Origin of the sequence: Actinomadura nitritigenes, assembly GCF_017573545.1 — a bacterium.
GTDB classification, from domain to species: Bacteria; Actinomycetota; Actinomycetes; order Streptosporangiales; family Streptosporangiaceae; genus Spirillospora; species Spirillospora nitritigenes.
Window position 1 is genome coordinate 44,395 of sequence record NZ_JAGEOK010000035.1, and the last position, 21,975, is coordinate 66,369.

Here is a 21,975-nt window from a genome sequence, read left to right on the forward strand (position 1 = left end):
ACATACGGATCGTATAACCGTCATGATCACGGCAATATTTGACGCTGACAAGGCGTGATGCTACAACGAGGACATAGATCCACAACATATCTAGGTCAGGACATGTGCCGACAGTAAGCGATGCGATGCCTGTGAGATCCCCGGCCGTGCACGTGCGGCCCCTGTCCGGGCCCGCGGAGATGCGCGCCGCCGTCGCCCTCTACCGCGAGGTCTTCCGGCTCGCCGAGACCGACCCCGCGGTCAGCCCCCGCCTGCTCATCTCCCTCGCGCACAACGGCGGCTCGGTCGTCGGCGCGTTCGACGGCGGCGACCTCGTCGGGTTCGCCTACGGCTTCGGCGGCGTCGATCCCGCGGGCCGCGTCTACCACTACTCGCAGATGGCCGCCGTCCGCGACGACCAGCAGGGCCGCGGCATCGGCCGCGCCCTCAAGCTCGGGCAGCGCGAGCAGGTGCTCGCCACCGGCGTCACCGCGATGCGCTGGTCGTTCGACCCGGTCCGCACCCGCAACGCGCACTTCAACCTCGACGTCCTCGGCGCGGTCGCGCGCTGGTTCGAGCCGAACCTGCTCGGCGTCGAGGACGTCGGCCGGGACCGCGGCATGCGCACCGACCGGCTCATCGTCGAATGGGACCTGACCGCCGCCCTCCCCTCCGCACGGGACCGGGCGCCGAAGCCGCCGCCCGTCGGCTGGGGCGAGACCGCCCGCGACGGCGACGCCGTCCTGTTCGGCCTACCCAGCGACTGGGACGCGTACGTCGCCGCCGACCGGGACGCCTCCGTCGCGCTCCGCGAACGGGTCGCCGGCGTCATGGGCCGCCTCATCGAGGGCGGCCGCGCCGCCGTCTCGTGCGAGGTCGCCGCCCCCGGCACCGCCGTCTACCGGTTCGTCCCCGACCCGCAGGAGAAGCACTGATGACCGCCGTCGCCGCCGTCGAGGCGTTCCGGCTGAGCCTGCCGCTCGTCCACACCTTCCAGACCAGCTCGCACCGCAAGTCGCACCTGGAGCACATCGTCGTCCGGGTGACCGACGGGTCCGGCGCGTCCGGCTGGGGGGAGATCGCCTCGCCGAGCGACCCGTACTACAGCCCCGAGACCGTCGACACCTGCTGGATGATGCTGCGCCGCTACCTCGCGCCCGCGCTCGTCGGCACCGGGTGGGACCACCCGTCCGAGGCGGGGCGCGCGTGGGCGCGGATCCGCGGCCACCACTTCGCCAAGGCCGGGCTCGACATCGCCTGCTGGGACCTGTGGGCGCGCTCGTCCGGCACCCCGCTCGCCGCCGCGCTCGGCGGCACCCGGCGGAGCATCGCCGCCGGCGTCAGCCTCGGCATCGAACCGACCGTCGACGACCTGCTCGCGCAGGTGGAACGGCACGTCGCGGACGGCTACCAGCGCATCAAGCTGAAGATCGCGCCCGGCTGGGACGTCGCGCCGACCCGCGCCGTCCGGGAGGCGTACCCGGACCTCGCCGTCCAGGTCGACGCCAACGGCGTCTACCCCGAGACGCTCGAGGCGCTCGCCACCATGCGCGAGCTGGACGTCCTCGGCCTGCTGCTCATCGAGCAGCCGTTCGCGCCGGGCGCCCTCGCCGCGCACGCCCGCCTCGCCGCCACGATCGGCACGCCCGTCTGCCTGGACGAGTCGGTCGACGACCTCGACCAGCTCGACACGGCGATCGCGCTCGGCGCCGGGAGCATCCTGAACGTCAAGGTGTCGCGGATGGGCGGCCTCACGGCGGCCCGCACGGCGCACGACCGGGCCGTGGCCGCCGGCTGGAGGGTGTGGTGCGGCGGCATGCACGAGTTCGGCGTCGGCCGCGCCGCGAACGTCGCGATCGCGTCCCTGCCCGGCTTCGACCTGCCCAGCGACGTGTCCGGCTCCGACAAGTACTACGCGCACGACATCGTGTCCCCGCCCATCCGCGCGACCGGCGGCATGGTCCCCGTCCCGGCCGCCCCCGGCCTCGGCCACGACGTGGACGAGGATCTCATCCGCGGCCAGGCCACCGACACCTTCCACACCTGACCCTTGGTCGCGTCGTGGCGTGGCGCCCTTGATCAGAGGAGGCCGGTGGCGGCGTAGACGGCCCGGCCGGTGTCGGCGATCAGCGCGGCGGCGTCGGCCTCGGACGCGATGCCCTCCGTCATGGCGACGAGGACGATCGGGTCGCGGTCCTTCGGCAGGACGATCCCGGCGTCGTGGCAGACGCCCGCCAGCTCGCCCGTCTTGTGGGCCAGCGTCACGCCCGGCGGGAGGTGGCGGGGCAGGCGGTCGTTGAGCTGCTGGCGGGCCAGCGCGTCGAGCGCGAACGCGGTGCCCTCCTCGCCGAGCAGCTCGCCCCTGACCAGGCCGGTCAGCAGCGCCGCGACGTCCGCCGGGGTCGTGACGTTCTCGTCGCCGCGCGCGCGGGCCGCCGCGTCCATCATCACCCGGGCCAGCACGGTGGAGCCCAGCCCGTGCCGGGCGCACCAGGCGTTCACCGCGTCCCTCCCGACCAGGTCGATCAGCAGGTTCGTCGCGGTGTTGTCGCTGACGATGATCATCAGGGTGAGCAGGTCGCGGACGCTGAACTCCGCCGCGTCCGCGAGGTCCTTGATGACGCCGCTGCCGGGGACGCGGGCGTCCGGCGGCGCCGGCAGCCGGTCGGCGAGGGACAGGCGACCGGCCTCGGCCTCCGCCAGCACCGTCGCCATGACCGCGATCTTGATCACCGACGCCGAGGTGAAGCGGCGGTCCGCGTTCACCTCCGCGCGTTCACCGGTGCCGAGGTCGTGCGCGACGACGCCGAGCGTCCCGCCCAGGCGGGACGCCCGCCGCACCAGTTCGTCCAGTTCGTCGCGCACGTCAGACCTCCGGGGGCAGGGCCGCCCCGGGACGCCCCCGGGGCGGCTTCGTCGGGACTAGAGCAGGATCGCGAACAGGACCAGGAATCCCGCCGTGTTCGCGACCATGATGGCCCAGCCGTTGAACAGCATCATCCGCAGATCGCTGGAACGGGCGAGACCCATCTGCCCCATCATGTCCGCGGTCGGGTACGGGCCGAGCTGGTCGATCTGCGCCGTCCCGAGCAGCGACACCGCCCACGCCGCCGGCGGCACGCCCAGCGACGTCACCAGCGGCCCGAACAGCTTGTTGATCAGGACGACCTGGGCGACCGCCGCGCCGGGCACCGCGTGCACGTACCCGAGCAGGACCACCAGCAGCAGGAACGCGTACGGGCCGACGTCGGGCATGACGCCCTTGAGGTGCTCGAAGATCGTGTCGAACGCGCCGGTCTTCTGCACCAGGGTCAGCAGCGGGTCCAGCAGCCAGAACAGCATGAACAGCCAGATCAGCCGGGCCGCGCCCGCGTAGACGGCCTCCGCCGTCCCCTTCGCGCCGAGGCCGCCGGCCAGGCCGGTCGCGGCGGCGGTGACCACCATGACGACCAGCGCGTAGGAGTAGCCCGCCTTGACCCACACGCCGTACACGGCCAGCGCGATCAGCACGCCGATGAAGGCGAGCGCGGCCGCCTGCCCGCGCCTGTCCGGCGCGGCGTCGGCGTCGTCGTCGCGCGCGGCGTCCTCCGGCGCGTACTCGTGATCGGTGTGCTTCTGGATCCAGCGGGCCATGAAGAACCCGGTCACGATGGTGATCGCGCCGACCGGCAGGCCCGCGTGCAGCAGGTAGTCGCCGTACGACAGCTTCGCCGCGGCGGTGATCGTCACGACCGGCGGGGTGAACGGGCCGAGCATCAGCCCGGCCGCGCCCGCCGCGTGGAACATCGCCGCGACCGCCGGGGGCCGCCAGCCCATCCGCGCCGCGATCGGGATGACGATCGGCGCGATGATCGCGTTGCCGCCCGCGAGGGTGCCGAGCGCGCCCACGATGACCAGCGACGACACCATGACGCCGAGCTGGACGCGGGTGGGGGTGCTGAGCCCGATGCGGCCCATCACCGTCCGGACGAGGGTCTGCGCGGCGCCGGTCTCCTGCGCGACGTGGCCGAGGCCGGCGCCGAGCAGGATGATCAGGCCGATCACCGCGACCAGCGACCCCATGGACGTGGCGAGCTGCTCGCCGAGCGGGACCGGCGCCGTCCTGGTCATGATCGCCGCGACGATGACGGCGCCGATGGTGGCCAGCACGACGTCCACGCCGAGCAGGGCCAGGACCGCGTACATGATGATGGGGACGAGGCCCCAGATGCCGGCCTTGCCGCCTGCGACGGCCAGCACGATGCCCGCGACGACGCAGACCGCGAAGCAGGCCACCGAGGTGAGCTGCCTGCGGTCCAGCCGTCCGCCGAGCGAGATGGCGCTGCTCAATAGCGCTCCTGTTCAACGGGGATCCGGGGGGATCCGGGGGGGATCCGGGAAACGACGTGCTCAGCCGGCCCGGCGCAGCACGCATCCGGGACGCGCGCCGGTGGCCGTGCCGTCGCGCAGCACGGGGACGCCGCGCACGAGCACGTGCCGCACACCCGTGGCGAGCCGCCAGGGGTCTGCGAAGTCGGAGGTGTCGGCCACCGCGGCCGGGTCGAACACGGCGATGTCGGCGACGCGGCCCGCGCGGAGCTCGCCGCGGTCGGCCAGCCCGAGCCGGGCGGCGGGGAGGGAGGTCATCTTCCGGACGGCCTCGGGCAGCGTGAGCAGCCCGTCCTCCCGCACGTAGCGGCCGAGGACGCGCGCGAACGTGCCGAAGCTGCGCGGGTGCGGGCGGCCCTCGCCGGACGGCGCGAGGGTCCAGCCGTCGCTGGCGACGCTGACCAGCGGGTGCGCGAGGACGGTGGCCACGTCGGCGGCGGACATCGCGTGGTTGACGATCGAGACGGTCGCGCGGTGCTCGGCCAGCAGTTCGAGCGCCGCCTCCGCCGGGTCCATGCCGGTCTCGTCGCCGATCTCGGTGAGGCTGCGGCCGATGAACCGGGAGTACGGGCCGTCCGGCAGCCCCGCGACGACGACGCCGGCGGGGTCGATGTCGCGGCCGAAGCGGGCGCGCAGCTCCGCGGCGATCCGGTCTCGGGTGGAGCGTTCCATCAGCCGTTCGAGCAGCCGCGCGGCGCCGCCGTCCATCGCCCAGCCCGGCAGCCGGGACGTCAGCGTCGTGGAGGACGCGGTGTAGGGGTACACGTCGGCGGTGACGTCCACGCCTCCGGCGCGGGCCGCCTCGATCTTCGCGAGCGCCGCGCGCACCGCCCCGTGGTTGGCCGGCCCCAATGCCTTCAGGTGCGAGATCTCCAGCCGCGCCCCCGACCGGCGCGCCGCGTCCAGCGCCTCGTCGACCGCGGCGAGCAGCTCGTCGCTCTCGTTGCGCATGTGCGTGGAGTAGAGGAGCCCGTGCCGCGCGGCCTCGGCGGCGAGCGCGGCGACCTCGCCGGACGACGCGTACGACCCGGGCGCGTAGATCAGCCCGGTGGAGAAGCCGAACGCGCCCTGCTCGGCGGCGGCCGCCAGCAGCGACCGCATCGCCGCCAGCTCGTCGGCGGTGGCGGGCCGCTCGTCCGGGCCCATCACCAGCGTGCGCAGCGCCTGGTGCCCGACCTGCGTCGCCAGGTTGATCGCGGGGCGTTCGGCGTCGACCGCGCGGGCGTAGCCGTCGAGGTCCGTCCACCGGAAGTCGACGCCGGACGCCAGGAACCCGGCGGCGCCGCGCAGCTCCTCCGCTTCGGCGACCGGGAACGGCGAGAACCCGCAGTTGCCGCCGAGCAGCGTCGTCACGCCCTGGTACACGGCCGTGTCGGCGGCCGGGTGCTCCTGGAGGGTGAAGTCGGCGTGCGAGTGCAGGTCGATGAAGCCGGGGGCGACCACCAGGCCCGTGGCGTCCAGCTCCGGACCCTCGTGCGCCTTGCCGGGCGGGACGACGTCCTGGACGCGTCCCTCGCGCACCACCACGTCGGCGCGCCGCGCCGGCGCGCCGGTGCCGTCCAGCACCTCGCCACCGGTGATGACGACATCGTCCGTCTCGCCCGTCGTGTGCCTCATGGGTGCGCGCCCCTCATTCGTCGGAGTAGATGGCCAGGGCGTGGGCGAGCCCCTCGCGCCTGGCCAGCCGCCGGCGCGCGCCCTTCGCGCTGGCCGCGGTGAGCGTGGCGAGCGCGTGCACGACGGCGGAGATCGCGGTCGGGGAGTCGGCGAACGACGCGCTGCCGGTGCCGACCACCACGGTGGTGTGCGCCGCGGCGGCGAGGGGGCTGCCCGCGTCGTCGGTGATGGCCACGACGTGCCCGCCGGCCGCGGCGAACTCGCGCGCCACGACGATGGTGGGACGGGCGTAGCGGCGGAACGAGAACGCGATGAGCACGTCGGTGGGCCGCACGTCGCTGAGCACGTCGATGGCCCGGACGGCGCCCTCGTCGATCAGGCTGACGCCGGCGAGGCTGGCCGACAGCTCCAGGTGCAGGAGGGTCGCGTGCGCGCGGCTCTTGGCGCTGCCGAGGATGAACCGGCGCCGGGCCGCGACGACCCGCCCCGCGGCCTGCTCCAGCGTCCCGTCGGCCTGCAGCGCGGCCATGGTGCGCTCCAGGTTGGCGCGGTCGGCCTCGACCACCGCGTTCAGCAGCACCGAGGCCGAGGACTGCCGCCGCAGGCGGGCGCCGTAGCGGGCGTCCGGGCTGCTCAGCCGGCGGTTCTCGGCGGCCGCCTCGGCCTGGCGGTCCGCTGCCGGAGGCCGGGGGGACTCCTCGCTCACAAGCCTCTCCCGTCCGTGGATACGTAACCTATGTGGCCGCGCCCTGTTTTCTAGCAGTATGCCGCAGCGCACGTCAATGATGCTGTTCATCCGAATCCCTGCCGGTGATCCAAGGGAGACCGAATGGCCGGTCCCCCATGGCGATATGGAACGTATCCCGCCGCAATCGATGCATCGCGGCGGCATTTCTTCTAGCAACGCTAGAAGTCCTGCTCATGCTCTGTTAGTGTCGGTCTTGTTCCTAGCAGCGCTAGAAGTTGGAGCATTGCCATGCTGACCCCCCTCGCCTACGGGCTCGCCACCGTCCTCAGCCTCCTGGTCCTGTTCATCGGCGTCCGTTTCCTGGTCTCCCCGCGCTCGGCGGCGACCGGCTACGGTGTGCCCGCCAAGGACGGTGGCGATTCCGCCTACCTGGCCATCAAGGGAGTGCGCGACGCGACCTTCGGCGTCCTCGGCCTGGCCCTGCTCGCCTTCTCCACCGCGCACGCCGCCGGCTGGTACATGCTCGTCGTCGCCCTCGCCCCGCTCGGCGACACGCTCATCGTCCTGCGCTTCGGAGGGACGAAGGCGGCCGCGTTCGGCATCCACTTCGCCACCGCCGTCACCGTCCTCATCAGCGCCGCCCTCCTCTTCGCGATCTGAGAGCGCTGGATGGCCGGGGCGCCCGGCGCGAGGCGAGCACGCGCCCCGCGCCGGGCCGACGCGTCTCCGCTTCAGGGCCGCCGGCCGGCGGTATGCCGGACCTTGGAATTTCCTGGAGAAGTTGACGAAATTAGCGGCGTTTCTTCCCAATCGGTCTAGCCTGTCGGGATGATCCCGCCTTTAGGTGTTTCCGCCCCAACGGCGCGCCTCGGATGGCTGGACGTGCTGCGGGGATGGGCGGCGCTGGCGGTGGCCCTGCACCACGCGAGCTACGTGTACCTTCCCGACGTGCGGATCGCGCTGCAGGGCTGGTTCGATCCCGGCACCTACGGGGTCCTCGTGTTCTTCCTGGTCAGCGGCTATATCGTGCCCGCGTCGCTGGAGCGGCGGGAGAGCGTCCGCGGGTTCTGGGTCGGCCGGTTCTTCCGCATCTACCCGCTGCTGGCGGTGTCGTGCCTTCTCGCGGTGCTGCCGTTCCTGCTGGGCGTCCGCGGCCTGCGGGCGGGCCTGGAGCACTACCACCCCGTGACGGCGGTCCTCGCCCACCTGACGATGATGCAGGACCTCCTCGCGGTCCCGAACGCGATGAACGTGCTGTGGACGCTGTCCTACGAGATGGCCTTCTACCTGCTGATCGTCGCGCTGTTCGTGGTCCGGGTGCACCGCCGGTCCGCACCCGTCTCCGTCGGGCTCGCGGCGGCGGCGCTGGCGGTGGGCGGGCTGATGCCGACCTGGCTGCTGTCGGGCCTGCTGTCCCGCACGGCCGGTGTCGGCGTCGTCGTCTCGGTCTGCTTCGCCGCGCTGGTGGCGGCGATCGCGGCGGCGGTGTCGGGCCGCGCGGCGGCGCGGGTCGCGGGCGGGCTGCTCGGCGGGCTGCTCGCGGCGCTGCTGGTGGTGCTGAACGGCCGGGTCGGCGCGTGGCAGGGCCTCGCGATGATGGCGCTGATGTTCGCCGGGACCGCCGTGTACCGCGCCGAACGCGGGCAGATCCCGGCCTGGTCCGGCGGCGCCGCCGCGGTGCTGGTGCCGGCCGGCGCGCTCGCCGCCGGCGTCTGGAACTTGCACGGCTCCTGGCACGCCCAGCTCGTCTGGGCCGGGTCGGTCCTCGCGGCGACGGCGACGTTCGCGGCGGCCTGGCTGCTGCGGCACCGCCGGTTCCCGCGCTGGGCGACGGGCCTCGGCACCGCGAGCTTCTCGGTCTACCTGCTGCATCCGCTGCTGCTGATGGTGGCCGCGCAGTTCCTCGGCACGTCCGGCCGCGAGGACGTGCCGGGCCTGCTGGTCTTCGTCGCCGTGCTGCTGGCCGCCGGCTGGGCGTCGCAGCGCTGGATCGAGGCGCCCGCGCAGCGACTGGGCCGCCGCCTCGCGCGGCGCGCCCCGTCCACCGCCGCCGAGCCGCCGGTGCTGGTGTCCTAGGGCCGCTCGCGCCGGAGCCCGCGCGCCGCGAGACGGCGCCCGGCCGGATGCGGGTGCGCGGCTCCTTCGTCCGGGGCGGGTCGAAGATCCGGGACGGGCGGCGGTAGAAGTGTTCGGTGGGCAGTGCGGAGAGCGCGAGCGGGCCTCAGCCGTGGGGCTCGATGGTCATGGCCACGGGCATCGTCGCGGTGGGGCTCGACCTCGCCGGGTTCAGGTGGGCGGCGAGGGTCCTGCTGGTGGTCACGGCGGCGCTGTGGGCCGTGATGGCCGTGACGTTCGGCCGCCGCCTGCGGAGCGGGCGGGAGGAGCGCCGAGCCGCGGGGGGCGAACCGGTCACGCTGACGAGCGTCGCGGGCAGCGGGGTGCTCGGCGCGGGCCTCCTGCTGTTCCGCTACGACGTGGCGGCCGAGGCGCTGCTCGCGGTGATGGCGGTGGCGTGGCTGCTGCTGGTGCCGCGGGTGGTGCGGCGCCTGCGGCGGCGGCTGCCGGGCGCGGCCTACCTGGTGACGGTGTCGACGCAGTCGCTGGTGGTGCTGGCGTCGACGCTGTCGAAGCAGCTGTCGGTGCGCTGGCCCGTCTGGCCGGCGGGCGTGCTGCTCGCCCTCGGCCTCGTCCTCTACCTGTTCGTGCTCGGCCGGTTCGACTTCCGCCAGGTGCGGGACGGCGCGGGCGACCACTGGGTGCTGGCGGGCGCGCTGTCCATCTCCGCGCTGGCCTGCGCGAAGCTCGCCGTCGCGGCCGGGACGCCCGCGCCGCGGCCGCTGGAATGGCTGATGCTGGCGATTCTCGCCGCGGCGTTCGCCTGGTACGTCCTGCTGGCCTGCGCGGAGGTCGGCCGGCCCCGGACGAGCTATGACGGGCGCCGCTGGTCGACGGTGTTCCCCCTCGGCATGACGGCGGCCGCCGCGATGACGGCCGGGACCGTGGCCGGCCTGCCCTGGCTGGGCGCGCTCGGCCGCGCGCTGCTGTGGCCCGCGGTCGCCGCCTGGGCGGTCGTCGCGGTCGGGGCCGTCCGCCATGCCGCCGCCCCCCGCGCCCCGGGCTGAGCACCCGGCCGGGGACGGCGCCCGGGGTCAGCGGCGAGTGCGCGGCAGGAACGCGACCAGCGCGGTGCCCGCCGCCGTGATGATCGCCGCGATCAGGAACGCGGTGGCGTAGCCGTCCGCGAGGTCGGAGCCCGACCGGGCCGCCGCGGTCGCGAGGATCGTGAGGCCGATCGCGCCGCCGATCGTCCGGGAGGTGTTCACGACTCCCGCGACGGCGCCCGCCTCCGCCCGGTCCGCCCCGGCCGTCGACGCCTCCACCAGCGGGGTCATCAGCAGCCCGAACCCGGTCGCCATCACGATGCCGGGGCCGAGGATCGACCCCGCGAACGTCCCGCCCGCGTCCAGGACGGCGCTCTGCCACGCGAACCCGGCGGCGGCCGTCAGCCCGCCCCCGGCGGCCAGCAGCCGGGCGTCCATCCGGGCCATCAGCGTGGGCGCGAGCTTCGAGCCGAGGATGATGCCCGCGGTGTGCGGCAGGAACGACACCCCGGTCCGGACGGCGCTGTAGTGCAGGACGTTCTGCATGTAGAGCGACAGGAAGTACCAGAGCGCGAACCCCGCCATCGTGCTGACGAGGGTCGCGAGGTTGCCGACCGCGACGCTGCGCAGCCGGAACAGCCGCAGCTGGACGAGCGGCCGGGCCGTCCGCGCCTCGACGGCGACGAACAGCGCCAGCAGGACGAGCCCGGCGAGCAGCGGGACGAGCGAGTCCCGCGACGTCCAGCCGTGGTGCTCGGTCCGCCCGATGCCGAAGGCGAGCAGGCCGACGCCACCGGTGACGAGGACCGCGCCCGGCAGGTCGAGGCGCTGCCGGGCCGCGGCGCCCCGCTCGTCGCGCAGCCACCGCCCGGCGATCACGGCGACGGCGACGCCGACGGGGACGTTGATCAGCAGCACCCAGCGCCAGCTCAGGTAGTCGGTGAGCAGGCCGCCGACGAGCCCGCCGGTGGCGCCGCCCGCGGTGCCGACCGCCGTCCACGTCGCGATCGCCCGGGTCCGCGCGGGCCCTTCGGGGAACGTCCCGGTGATCAGCGACAGCGTGACGGGCGCGAGGATCGCGGCACCGAGGCCCTGGACGGCGCGGGCGCCGATGAGCATCCCCGCGTCCTGCGCGAGGCCGCCCGCGAGGCTGGCCGCGGTGAACAGCCCGAGACCGGTCACGAACACCCGCTTGCGGCCGAACAGGTCGGCGGCCCGCCCGCCCAGCAGCAGGAACCCGGCGAACGCCAGCGAGTAGGCGTTGACGACCCATTGCAGGCTCGTGGCGCCGAGCCCGAGCCCGGCCCGCATGCCGGGCAGGGCGACGTTGACGACGGAGATGTCGAGGACGACGAGGAACTGGCCGATGGACGCGGCGAGCAGCGCGGCCCACGGCGGGGTCCCGCCGGCCTGCCGGTCCCCCGCCTCGACGGCGCCGCCTTCTTGGATCGTGGTCATGGATCCCATGCTGGCGGCGGGGGCCGCCGCCGCGCGTCGGCCGCCGGACCCAATCCGCCACGTCCGATCGTCCTAGGACCAGCCTCCGCCCGCCCCGGCCGGCGACCGTACGGGGCCGCCGGGTCAGTACGGCACGCCGATCTTCCGCCACTTCCGGCCTCCGGTCCCCGGCTCGTGCGGCGGCCGGGCGCGCCGGTCCCGGTACACGACGTAGGGCCGCCACAGATACCACAGCGGGTAGCTCCAGGCGTGCACGAGCCGGCTGAACGGCCACACCGCGAAGATCATCCAGGCGGCGGTGGCGTGCACCTGGTACATCACGGGCGCGGCGCCGATCGCCCGGTGGTCCGGGGTGCCGGCGAACAGGCTCCGGAACCACACCGACACGGTGGTGCGGTAGTCGTAGCCGCCCCCGAACTCCTGCACGCCGAGCGTCAGGTAGATGCCGAGCACGCTGATGATGCCGAGCAGGACGAGCGCGAGGTAGTCGACGCCGCTGGTGGTGGCGCGGACGCGGGGCACCCCCATCCGGCGGAAGATCAGGATGCCCGCGCCGAGCAGCACCCCGATCGCCGCGACCGACCCGGCGATGCCCGAGAACAGGGTGTACGCCCGTTCGCTGATGCCGAGCCACTCGGTGAACGACCGCGGGACGAGGATGCCGATGGCGTGCCCGGCGATGGCCGCGAACGCCGAGTAGTGGAACAGCGGCGCGCCCCACTTCAGCAGCCGCCGCTCCTGCAGCTGCGTCGACCGGCTCGTCCAGCCGAACTGGTCGTAGCGCCACCGCCAGATGTGCCCGACGACGAACACGACCATCGCCGCGTAGGGCAGGATCACCCACCACCACAGGTCGAAATCGCTCACCGCCGCGCCTCCGTTCCGCTGCCGTCGAGGTACCCGGGCGGAGCGAACGGCTCCAGCCCCACCTCCTCCTCCGGTGGTCCCTTCTCCCAGGCCCGGCCGACCAGCGCCAGGTCCCTGCGGCCCAGCCTCGGAAGCCGGGCGCACACCGCCGCCACCACGTCCGCGTAGGGGGTGCCCGCGGCGGCCAGCGCGCGGCGCAGCAGTTCCAGGTCGGCGCGGTGCCCGCGCAGCAGCTTCTCGCCGCGCGGGGTGAGCGCCGCGAAGTCCAGGACGAGCGGAAGGTAGTCGGGCAGCTCGTCCTCCGACGGCTCGAACCCGGCCGCGCGGTAGGCGGCCTTGAAGGTGAGCATCGCCATCCCGCGCTTACGGGTGTCGCCGTACCGGTGGTACGTCAGGTACAGCGCGCAGCGGCGGCGCAGGTCGAACGTCTCGACGTAGTGCTGCGCGACCTCGGTCGGCGGGGTGGCGCGCAGCCAGCCGAGGAAGCGGCCGAAGCCGTCCCTGGTCGCGCGCGGCGAGACGGCCGACGCGGCGGCGCCGAGGTGGTCGAGCCCGTCGAACAGCGCCAGCGTCGGGTACTGCAGCAGCACCGAGGCGAGCTTGTACGGACCGGCTTCGTGCTGGTCGGCCTTGCGTGAGCCGGACACGCGCGGGCCGGACACACGAGGGCCGGGCGTGTTCGGGGCGGGCGTGTGCGGGGCGGTGCCGCCGTCGCGGGTCATGATCCGCCGGCCTCGGGGAAGAGGTGCGGCGCGTCGCCGCGCCCGTTCCAGCCGAGCAGGTTGAAGCGCGTGCGGCCGTCGTCGGCGCGGAACGTGCCGCCACCTCCGCCTCCTCCGCCTCCGCCGGCGGCCGTGTTCGCGGGCCTGCCGGGATGGAAGCTCTCCACGCCCATCGGGCCGTTGCCGCCCATGCCGGGCCCGCCCTCGCCGTCCAGGCTGCAGAACAGCTGCTCGTGCTGCGCCATCAGCCGGCCCGCGTCCTCCGCGTGCGCCTTCGGGACGACGTAGCGGTCCTCGTACTTGCCGATGGCGAGCAGCCGGTACAGGTCGTCGAGGTCGTCCGGGGTCGCGCCGACAGACGCGGGCAGGTCCTCGTCCAGGTCGAGGCCGAGCTGCCCCGCCCGCATGACGGCCCGGACCGCCGCCAGCTTCCGCAGCACGTCCCGGACCGTCCCGGTCCTCCCCGCGGTGAACAGGTTCGCCAGGTACTCGATGGGGATCCGCAGGTCGTCGATGGTGGCGAACACCCGGTCGGGGTCGCCGTGGTCGTAGCCCGCGGCGTGCGCCACGTCCGCGACCGGGGACAGCGGCGGGATGTACCAGACCATCGGCAGCGTCCGGTACTCCGGATGCAGCGGCAGCGCCACCCGGTGCCGGACGGCCAGCGCGTACACCGGGGACCGCTGCGCCGCCTCCACCCAGTCCGCCGGGATGCCCGCCTTCGCGGCCTCCGCCCGCACCTCCGGGTCGGACGGGTCGAGGAACACCGACAGCTGCGCCTCGTACAGGTCCTTCTCGTCGGGCGTCGCGGCCGCCTCGGTCACCTTGTCGGCGTCGTACAGGAACAGCCCGAGGTAGCGGAGACGCCCCACGCACGTCTCCGAGCAGATCGTCGGCTGCCCCTCCTCGATGCGCGGGAAGCACAGCGTGCACTTCTCCGCCTTGCCGGTCCGGTGGTTGAAGTACACCTTCTTGTACGGGCAGCCCGACACGCAGAACCGCCAGCCCCGGCAGCGGTCCTCGTCGACCAGCACGATCCCGTCCTCCGACCGCTTGTACATCGCGCCGGACGGGCACGACGCGACGCACGACGGGTTCAGGCAGTGCTCGCAGATCCGCGGCAGGTAGAACATGAACACCTGCTCGAACTCCATCTTGACCCGGTCCTCCAGGCCCGCGAGGTCCGGGTCGGAGAGCGCCGTCTCGGGCGCGCCCGCCAGGTCGTCGTCCCAGTTGCTGCCCCACCGCAGCCGCATGTCGCGGCCGGTCAGCGCCGAGATGGAGTGCACGCTCGGGTTCTGCGTGCCGAGCGGCGCGTCCACCACCGTCTGGTAGTCGTAGGTCCACGGGTCGCCGTAGTCGTCGATCGACGGCAGGTTCGGGTTGTAGAAGATCGACAGCAGCTTCAGCAGCCGCCCGCCCGCCTTCAGCTGGAGCCGCCCCTTGCGGTCGAGCTTCCAGCCGCCCTTCCACTGCGCCTGGTCCTCGTACCGCCTCGGGTAGCCGACCCCCGGCTTCGTCTCGACGTTGTTGAAGTACACGTACTCGGTGCCGGGACGATTCGTCCACGTCTGCTTGCACGTCACCGAGCAGGTGTGGCAGCCGATGCACTTGTCGAGGTTCATCACCATCGCGACCTGCGCCATCGGCCTCATCAGAACCGCACCTCCTGGGACCGCTTGCGGATCACCGCGATCTCGTCGCGCTGGTTGCCGGTCGGGCCGTAGTAGTTGAACGCGAAGCTGAGCTGCGCGTAGCCGCCGACCATGTGCGTCGGCTTGATCACCAGGCGGGTCAGCGAGTTGTCGGATCCGCCGTGCCAGCCGGAGATCTCCGACCGCGGCGTCATCAGATGCCGGTCCTTCGCGTGGTACATGAACACGGTGCCGCGCGGCATCCGGTGCGTGACGACGGCGCGGCACGCGACCACGCCGTTGCGGTTGTACGCCTCGATCCAGTCGTTGTCCTCGACATCGATCCGGGCGGCGTCCTGCGGGCTCATCCAGATCGTCGGGCCGCCCCGGAACAGCCGCAGCATGTGCAGGTTGTCCGCGTACTCCGAGTGGATCGACCACTTCGAATGCGGCGTGAGGTAGCGGACCGTGACCTCCGGGCGCCCCTCCTCGCGCAGCCCCAGCTCCCGGGCGAAGTGGCGGACGTGGTTCAGCGGCGGGCGGTACGCCGGCAGCGCCTCGCCGTACTCGCGGATCCAGTCGTGGTCGAGGAAGAAGTGCATCCGGCCGGTCAGGGTGTGCCAGGGCCTCTTCCGCTCGACGTTCACCGTGAACGGCGAGTACCTGCGCCCGCCCGACTCGCTGCCGCTCCACTCCGGGCTGGTGATGACGGCGCGCGGCTGGACGACGGTGTCGCCGAACGAGATGTGCTCCCCGGCGCGCTCCCCCGCCAGGTCCACCAGGTCGAGCCCGGTGCGCTTCTCCAGGTCCTCCCACGCCTGGACGGCGACGCGCCCGTTCGTCGTGCCGGACAGCGCGAGGATCGCCTCGGCCATGTGCACGTCGCGGGCCAGGGCGGGACGGCCGTCCGCGACCCCGCCGCGCACGACGCCGTTGGCCTTCCGCAGGTACTCCACGGCATCCTCCGGCACCCACGTCATGCCCTTGACGGACGTGCCGAGCGAGTCGACCAGCGGGCCGAGCGCCGCCATCTTCTCCGCGACCGCCGTGTAGTCGCGCTCGACCGTCACCAGCTTCGGCATCGTGACACCGGGCACCGGATCGCACTGCCCCGCCTTCCAGTCCAGGACCCGGCCGCCCGGCTGCGCCAGCTCGTCCGGGGTGTCGTGCATCAGCGGCACCGGCAGCACGTCGGTGCGCGTCCCGAGATGGTCGGCGGCGAGACGGGAGAAGTCCTCGGCGATGAGCCGGAACGCGTCGAAGTCGGTGCGGGTCTCCCACGGCGGCGCGATCGCCGGGTTGAACGAGTGCACGAACGGATGCATGTCCGTGCTCGACAGGTCGTGCTTCTCGTACCAGGTCGCCGCCGGCAGCACCACGTCCGCGTACGTGCACGAACTCGTCATCCGGAAGTCGATCGTGGTGAGCAGGTCCAGCTTGCCGCGCGGCGCCTCCTCCCGCCACACCACCTCCGCCGGGCGCAGCTCCGGCGGCGACTCCTCCGCCCGGACCGCGTCGTCGGTCCCCAGCAGGTGCCGCATGAAGTACTCCATGCCCTTGCCGGAGGAGCCGAGGACGTTCGCCCGCCAGATCGTCATCACCCGCGGCCAGTTCCGCGGCGCGTCCGGGTCCTCGCCCGCGAACCGCAGCCGGCCCGACGTCAGCTCGTCCACCACATGGTCCGCGACCGGACGGCCCGCCGCGGCCGCCTCGTCCGCGAGATCGAGCGGGTTGCGGTCGAACCCGGGATGGCTCGGCGTCCAGCCCATCCGCGACGCCTGCGCCAGGCAGTCGGCGAACGTCCTTTCCCGGAACAGGCCCCGGCCGAGCGGCGTCGCCAGCTCCTGCGGGCCGAACGTCTCGTACCGCCACTGGTCGGTGTGCAGATAGAAGAACGACGTGCCCGTCATGTGCCGGGTGGGGCGCTGCCAGTCCAGCGCGAACGCCGTCTGCTGCCAGCCCGTCAGCGGGCGGACCTTCTCCTGCCCGACGTAGTGCGCCCAGCCGCCGCCGTTCACGCCCTGGCAGCCGCACAGCATCACCAGCGTGAGGAACGTCCGGTAGATCTCGTCGGAGTGGTACCAGTGGTTCGTCCCGCCGCCCATGCAGATCATCGACCGGCCGCGCGACACCTCCGCGTTGCGGGCGAACTCCCGCGCCACCCTCGCCGCCGCCTCGGCCGGGACCGTGGTGATCTCCTCCTGCCAGGCGGGCGTGCCGGGCTGGGACGCGTCGCCGTACCCGTCCGGCCACTCCCCCGGCAGGCCGTCGCGGCGCACCGCGTACTGCGCCATCAGCAGGTCGAGGACCGTCGTCACCAGCCGCCCGCCGACCCGCGCCACCGGCACCCCGCGCCTGATCACCGCGCCGCCCTCGGTCTCGCCGGCGTCGAAGCGCGGCAGGTCCACCGGGCGCGTCTCCTCGTGGCGGCCGTACAGGGTGAGCAGCGGGTCCGTGTCGCCGAGATCCAGGTTCCACCGGCCCACCCCCGACGGCGCGAAGCGGAACCCCAGCGACCCGTTCGGCGCGACCGGCTCACCGGAGCGGGCGTCCAGCAGGACGGGCTTGTGCGCCGCGCCCTCCCCCTCGTCGCCCAGCTCGGCCGCCGTGAGGAACCTCCCCGGGACGACCGCGTCGCCGCGCTCCTCCAACGACACCAGGAACGGCAGGTCGGTGTAGGTCTTGGTGTACTCGGTGAAGTACGGCACCTGCCGGTCGCGGAAGAACTCGGTCAGCACCACATGGCCCATCGCCATCCCGAGCGCCCCGTCCGTGCCCGGCGCGGCGGCCAGCCAGTCGTCGGCGAACTTCGTGTGATCGGAGAAGTCCGGGGACACCACCACGACCTTCTGCCCCCGGTACCGCGCCTCCGTCATGAAGTGCGCGTCCGGCGTCCGCGTGATCGGCAGGTTCGTGCCCCAGACGATCAGGTACGAGGAGTTCCACCAGTCGCCCGACTCCGGGACGTCCGTCTGGTCGCCGAACACCTGCGGCGACGCGATCGGCAGGTCCGCGTACCAGTCGTAGAACGACAGGATCGTCCCGCCGATCATCGACAGGAAGCGGGTGCCCGCCGCGTACGACACCATCGACATCGCCGGGATCGGCGAGAACCCGACCACGCGGTCCGGGCCGTACTCCTTCACCGTGTGGACGTGCGCGGCGGCGATCAGCTCCGTGACCTCCGCCCACGTCGACCGCACGAACCCGCCCTTGCCGCGCGCCCCCTTGTACAGCGCCGACCGCGCCGGATCACCGGTGATCTCCGCCCACGCCGCCACCGGATCGCCGAGCCGCCGCCTGGTCTCCCGCCACATCTCCAGCAGCGGCCCCCGCACGTACGGGTACCGGACCCGCGAAGGCGAATACGTGTACCAGGAGAACGACGCCCCGCGCGGGCAGCCCCGAGGCTCGTACTCCGGGGAATCCGGACCGACCGACGGATAGTCGGTCTGCTGCGTCTCCCAGGTGATGATGCCGTCCTTGACGTACACCTTCCACGAGCACGAGCCCGTGCAGTTCACACCATGGGTCGAGCGGACCTCCCGGTCGTGCCGCCACCGCTCCCGGTAGAACTCCTCCGCGTCCCGGCCGCCGTGCCGGTGCAGCCGCCGGTAGTCGCCGGACGGTTTCCCCGGGACGAAGAATTGGGCCTGCCGCAACACCTTCTCGACCGGCTCACCACCGGGCAGCAACGGCGCCATCAACCCGCCCGGAGCGAGCTTGCTTCCGGCGCTGGTGGCTCGCGGGGTACCGGTGGGTTGCGGGCTGCCGGTGGGTTGCGGGGTCTCGCCGCTCCGCGGATTCTCGCCGTCCGATCCCGGCGGCTCGTGTGCCGATGCCATGCGTCCCCCTCGTCCGCCGAGACCCCCGATGCCGCAGACGCACGCCGGCCCACACCACGGACGTGCGCATACGGCCGGTTAGCTACCCCGGCCCCGGAATGCTCAACCAACCACCACCGGCAATGCGGCCGGCCTTCTCAAGGTGTTGCTGCACATTGGCACCAGAAGGACTGCACATGACCCTTACAAGGGGGCTGCATTGCGATCGCAGAGATTGACCGAAAGTACGAGACTAATCTCGTTCCATCCAGGATCCCAAGGTGGCAGATGTCCAGTTTTATGGCATTATGCCAATCTCTTCTGGGGCAGGCTTGGTCGCCGCAGATGCTTACCCGGGGCATGAATTAATCGCCAACGAACTTCGCCGAGAGAAGGGGACTGGGGTGGCCTTCGAGGTGACGGGGAGGCGCGCGCATCCGGAGATCGGGTGTTCGAGAGATTGGCAAGAGGGGTGTTCGGGTGGTGGGGTGGCGCTTGCGTACGGGGCCGCCCCTCCAAAGTCAAGGGCGCCTTCGGCGTCGCTTCGCGATGGACTTCGTCCACCCTTGACTTCGGAGCCTCTGCGGCCCCTGAGGCAGCGTTATGGGCAGGCTCCGCCTGCCCCGCCCGGGTCGCGCCACCCCACCACCCCCTTCCGTCAGGAGCCAGGCCCTGCGAGGGTTCCAGAGAACAAAATCTGCAAGGGCACACTTGCCTTTCCCGTCGAAATACCGAACGGAATGTGCCGTGAACGGCCTCGAATGTCGGTCACAGCGGGTACTATTTACGTATGCAATCAGTGACGGTCGAGCTTGAGGCCGCGTCCACCATGGAACTGGTGAACGCGCTCTCAACCATCGCCACTGAACTCGCCCAACGCGAAGCCCCGGAATCGGCAGCCGCGTGCCTAGAGTTGACTGAGACCCTCGTGGCCGCGTCCGATATGCAGGAAAGCGCGCTCGCCGCATTCATCGGCCGAGTCGACGCGACCAAGGAGCAGGCCCGGTGGGGATATCCCTCCACCCAGGCATGGCTGCGGTCGAGATTGGGCATGCGCGACAACCGCGCCAAGGAGCGACTCACTCTCGCCCGGCAGCGGCACCGCCTTCCACTGGTGGCTGAGCAGCTCGCAGCCGGGGAGCTGTCCTACGGTTACGCCGTCACCGTCGCCGACTCGGTCTCGCGTTTGGACGACACCGACTGCGCCGAGGCCGAGGCGGCCCTGCTCGGTTTCGTTGACCAGGGCTTCTCGGCGGGGAAGGTCGCCGCGTTCGGGCGCCGTATTCGCGACCTCATCGCCGAGCGCGACGACAGCGAAGACGCGCCGGATGAGGACACCAAGCACGGTTACGACAAGTCGTGGCTCACCACCACCCGATCGCTGGACGGCGGCCGCTACGTCAAAGGGTGGCTGAACCCCGAAGACGCCGCGATCTGGGACGGCGTCCTGGCTCCGCTGGCCAAGCCGGCCGGACCCGACGACCACCGCGACCTCCCCGAACGCACCGCAGCCGCCCTGACGAGCGTCCTGTCCGGCGGACACAAAGCCTCCAAGGTCACCGTCATCTGCGACCTGGAGACGCTCACCGGCGGCAACGCCCCCGCCCGCCTCACCGACGGCACTCCCATCCCCGCCGCGCAGGCACGACGCATCGCCCTGGCCGCCGGAGTCTCACCCCTGCTCCTCGGACGCGGGAACACCCCGCTCTACCTGGGCTACCGGGAACGGTTCGCCTCCGCAGCACAACGACAGGTGCTGGAAACGCTCTACCCCTCCTGCGCGGTACGCGGATGCGAAGTGCCCGGGACACTGTGCGAGGTCGACCATGTCCACGGTTGGGCACTCGGGCGGTCGCCGACCGACATCGATCAGCTCGCCCTCACCTGCGGGTGGCACAACCGGTTCAAGCACACCAACCCCGACCAGATCCAGATCGGCAAGGATCACGACGGGCGATACGTCTATCGGCTACTCCCACCGGCCGACGCCAGGGGATCCACAACCGGGGCCGGACCACCGGGAAGCATCGGCCCGCCCGACAACCCCGCCCTCGACTGGGCCGCATAACCGCACCACCCCGACACACCGCACCCGGCCATGCCCTGCACCGGTCTACCGCCCGCATCCACCCCGGTGACGGGCGGCCCCGGCATGCCCACACCACAGGCGACAACGACCCCACACCGGGCCGCGCATACCCCACCAGACAGCCCGCAGCGAAACCGCCCGAGCCAACCCGGCCACTATGCCGCCCAGCAGCACCGACCCAACCCACACCACCCTGGACTCGGGCCGCATCACCACCCCGCCCCGGCGACACGGCGCCCGGCCGCGCCCGGCGCCGGGCCATTCGCACCCACCCCCACGAAGGGCGATCCAGCCTCCCTCCATGACAGCGCCATGCCAACACGGAAGCGCGATACCGGTGCAACGGCCAAGGATGCCCTGCGAACTCAGCGCATTACCCCTACAGGCCGCAATGCCAGAGCCATCGCCAACACCGAATCCCAACGTCTCCCATCGTCTCTGACGACTTCACGGATGAAGTGCCGGAAGGGGGTGGTGGGGTGGCGCGACCCGGGGCGGGGCAGGCGGAGCCTGCCCCTTAACGCTGCCTCAGGGGCCGCAGAGGCTCCAAAGTCAAGGGTGGACGAAGTCCATCGCGAAGCGACGCCGAAGGCGCCCTTGACTTTGGAGGGGCGGCCCCGTACGCCAGCGTCACCCCACCACCCGAACACCCCTCTTGCCAATCTCCCGAACACCCGATCCCCCAATACACGCCCGACAACCCCACCCCACCCAGACCCCATCCGATTCAAGCCGCCCCCACCCCTAAGGGCTCCTATCAGCTAATGCACACCGCGCCCTCAACAAGGCTCAGAAATACGACCCCACCAGAACGCCACTCCCGCCGATTATCACCTCAGCCACCCGATCAAGCAGAAAAGGCGTAGAGATAGCCAACGGGCAGGGCTTGTTGCCGTTGTCGGCGGCCTCGTCCTTGGCCAGGACGCAGACGAACCGCGCCGCCGGTCGCGTCGACGCTGGAGACGCGGCCGTCCGTCGTGAAGGTGAGGGCGCCGTCGGCGAGGCGAGCGTCGCGTGCCGACACAGTCCGCATCTGGGTGTCGACCGCCCGGACGACGCTGTCCACGCTCGCAGGGCCACCGGGCCACCGGGCCACCAGGCCACCGGGCCACCAGGCCGCCGGGGAAACCGGCGCGGCCTCCGCGGGCGCGCCACCGCACCCTGCCAGTAGCCGCGTCGAGGCAGTGGAGATGGTCGGTGCTGGAGACGGCGACGTAGCTGCCGGGGCCGTCAGCGAACGGGGAGAGCCGTCCGCCTGCGGAGACACTCCAGCGGAGCCCTCCGGTGCCGGGATCGAGTGCCTGGAGGGTGCCTTGGTCATCGGGCTCGTTGCGGGCGGTGGTTAGCCGCGGTGTCGGCGCGTAGAGCTTGCCTTCGAAGGACGCCTAGAACGGTGGCGGATGCGGTCATCGAGTGCGTGAACAGGTCGGCGTTCCCTGAGCCTGAGGTGATGTGTCCGTCGTCCGCAGTGGTGGAGGTTGCTTCCGCAGCGGTTCCGCCCGGTCGTCCTGGTGCAGAGGTCCGGGCTCTGGCCACATCCGGAGGCGAGTGCGGCGGCGCCCGCCGGGGCGTGGCCCGCAGGAACGTGCGGCGCGGCACCGTCCCGTCCGCCGTCTGTCTCCCACCCT

16 protein-coding genes and 1 pseudogene are annotated in these 21,975 nt (G+C 72.4%); 6 read left to right on the plus strand and 11 right to left on the minus strand.

The genetic code is table 11. The annotated features are described in order from the left end of the window. Positions 1-146 precede the first annotated feature (146 nt). Positions 147-914 carry a GNAT family N-acetyltransferase gene (locus tag J4557_RS39540; protein ID WP_208271947.1) on the plus strand — a complete coding sequence of 256 codons (768 nt, stop codon included), beginning with the start codon at positions 147-149 and terminating at the stop codon, positions 912-914. Then, complete coding sequence (gene menC, locus J4557_RS39545) at positions 914-2,026, plus strand: o-succinylbenzoate synthase (RefSeq protein ID WP_208271948.1); 1,113 nt, start codon at positions 914-916, stop codon at positions 2,024-2,026. Before J4557_RS39540 ends, menC begins: the two co-directional genes overlap by 1 nt. 32 nt (positions 2,027-2,058) lie before the next feature. Here menC and J4557_RS39550 read toward each other — a convergent pair whose 3' ends face one another. From J4557_RS39550 to J4557_RS39565, 4 genes are read right to left on the minus strand one after another with little or no spacing between them, the layout of a single operon-like run. Next, entirely contained in the window at positions 2,059-2,844 is a 786-nt protein-coding gene (locus tag J4557_RS39550; RefSeq protein WP_208271949.1) for a serine hydrolase, read from the minus strand. A gap of 57 nt (positions 2,845-2,901) precedes the next feature. Then, positions 2,902-4,308, minus strand: coding sequence for an SLC13 family permease (locus J4557_RS39555; RefSeq protein WP_208271950.1), 1,407 nt, complete (start codon positions 4,306-4,308; stop codon positions 2,902-2,904). Between the two features lie 60 nt (positions 4,309-4,368). Next, entirely contained in the window at positions 4,369-5,964 is a 1,596-nt protein-coding gene (locus J4557_RS39560) for an N-acyl-D-amino-acid deacylase family protein (protein ID WP_208271951.1), read from the minus strand. A gap of 13 nt (positions 5,965-5,977) precedes the next feature. Further along, the gene (locus J4557_RS39565) at positions 5,978-6,670 is read right to left on the minus strand and encodes a MurR/RpiR family transcriptional regulator (RefSeq protein ID WP_208271952.1); all 693 of its coding nucleotides are present in this window, start codon (positions 6,668-6,670) and stop codon (positions 5,978-5,980) included. Positions 6,671-6,940: 270 nt separating this feature from the next. Between J4557_RS39565 and J4557_RS39570 the strand changes: the two genes are divergently transcribed. The 3 genes from J4557_RS39570 (at position 6,941) to J4557_RS39580 (ending at position 9,774) form a co-directional block, all read left to right on the plus strand. Further along, complete coding sequence (locus J4557_RS39570) at positions 6,941-7,312, plus strand: DUF4267 domain-containing protein (protein WP_208271953.1); 372 nt, start codon at positions 6,941-6,943, stop codon at positions 7,310-7,312. Positions 7,313-7,480: 168 nt separating this feature from the next. Further along, positions 7,481-8,728: an acyltransferase family protein gene (locus J4557_RS39575; protein WP_243777081.1), complete on the plus strand. Its 1,248-nt coding sequence runs from the start codon at positions 7,481-7,483 to the stop codon at positions 8,726-8,728. 116 nt (positions 8,729-8,844) lie between these two features. Beyond that, positions 8,845-9,774: an SLAC1 family transporter gene (locus J4557_RS39580; RefSeq protein WP_307800473.1), complete on the plus strand. Its 930-nt coding sequence runs from the start codon at positions 8,845-8,847 to the stop codon at positions 9,772-9,774. 27 nt (positions 9,775-9,801) lie between these two features. Here the strand turns inward: J4557_RS39580 and J4557_RS39585 are convergent, their stop codons facing one another. The 5 genes from J4557_RS39585 to J4557_RS39605 all read right to left on the minus strand — a co-directional run bounded on the left by J4557_RS39585 (position 9,802) and on the right by J4557_RS39605 (position 18,138). Beyond that, positions 9,802-11,211, minus strand: coding sequence for a DHA2 family efflux MFS transporter permease subunit (locus J4557_RS39585; RefSeq protein ID WP_208271954.1), 1,410 nt, complete (start codon positions 11,209-11,211; stop codon positions 9,802-9,804). Between the two features lie 123 nt (positions 11,212-11,334). Then, positions 11,335-12,078 carry a respiratory nitrate reductase subunit gamma gene (gene narI / locus J4557_RS39590; protein WP_307800474.1) on the minus strand — a complete coding sequence of 248 codons (744 nt, stop codon included), beginning with the start codon at positions 12,076-12,078 and terminating at the stop codon, positions 11,335-11,337. Then, positions 12,075-12,725 (minus strand): nitrate reductase molybdenum cofactor assembly chaperone, encoded by a 651-nt coding sequence (gene narJ / locus J4557_RS39595; protein ID WP_307800475.1) that lies wholly within the window; start codon positions 12,723-12,725, stop codon positions 12,075-12,077. The genes narI and narJ overlap by 4 nt, the downstream gene beginning before the upstream one ends. 71 nt (positions 12,726-12,796) lie before the next feature. Further along, positions 12,797-14,455, minus strand: a complete 1,659-nt coding sequence (narH, locus tag J4557_RS39600) for a nitrate reductase subunit beta (protein WP_208271956.1) — start codon at positions 14,453-14,455, stop codon at positions 12,797-12,799. Next, a complete protein-coding gene (locus tag J4557_RS39605; protein ID WP_208271957.1) occupies positions 14,455-18,138 on the minus strand; it encodes a nitrate reductase subunit alpha in 3,684 nt (1,227 codons plus the stop codon). The genes narH and J4557_RS39605 overlap by 1 nt, the downstream gene beginning before the upstream one ends. 910 nt (positions 18,139-19,048) lie before the next feature. Between J4557_RS39605 and J4557_RS39610 the strand changes: the two genes are divergently transcribed. Beyond that, a complete protein-coding gene (locus tag J4557_RS39610; protein WP_208271958.1) occupies positions 19,049-20,326 on the plus strand; it encodes an HNH endonuclease signature motif containing protein in 1,278 nt (425 codons plus the stop codon). Positions 20,327-21,194: 868 nt separating this feature from the next. On the opposite strand, the gene J4557_RS50235 is transcribed toward J4557_RS39610, so the two are convergent. After that, complete coding sequence (locus J4557_RS50235; RefSeq protein ID WP_243777082.1) at positions 21,195-21,413, minus strand: hypothetical protein; 219 nt, start codon at positions 21,411-21,413, stop codon at positions 21,195-21,197. A gap of 88 nt (positions 21,414-21,501) precedes the next feature. Then, positions 21,502-21,651: pseudogene (locus J4557_RS52310) on the minus strand (hypothetical protein); the annotation flags it as partial. Between the last annotated feature and the right edge of the window lie 324 nt (positions 21,652-21,975).

Excerpts from the sequence above, each read along its gene's own strand:
- menC (WP_208271948.1), top strand. The coding sequence starts at position 914 with ATGACCGCCGTCGCCGCCGTCGAGGCGTTCCGGCTGAGCCTGCCGCTC.
- J4557_RS39560 (WP_208271951.1), bottom strand. The coding sequence starts at position 5,964 with ATGAGGCACACGACGGGCGAGACGGACGATGTCGTCATCACCGGTGGC.
- J4557_RS39570 (WP_208271953.1), top strand. The coding sequence starts at position 6,941 with ATGCTGACCCCCCTCGCCTACGGGCTCGCCACCGTCCTCAGCCTCCTG.
- J4557_RS39575 (WP_243777081.1), top strand. The coding sequence starts at position 7,481 with ATGATCCCGCCTTTAGGTGTTTCCGCCCCAACGGCGCGCCTCGGATGG.
- J4557_RS39585 (WP_208271954.1), bottom strand. The coding sequence starts at position 11,211 with ATGACCACGATCCAAGAAGGCGGCGCCGTCGAGGCGGGGGACCGGCAG.
- narH (WP_208271956.1), bottom strand. The coding sequence starts at position 14,455 with ATGAGGCCGATGGCGCAGGTCGCGATGGTGATGAACCTCGACAAGTGC.
- J4557_RS39605 (WP_208271957.1), bottom strand. The coding sequence starts at position 18,138 with ATGGCGCCGTTGCTGCCCGGTGGTGAGCCGGTCGAGAAGGTGTTGCGG.
- J4557_RS39610 (WP_208271958.1), top strand. The coding sequence starts at position 19,049 with ATGCAATCAGTGACGGTCGAGCTTGAGGCCGCGTCCACCATGGAACTG.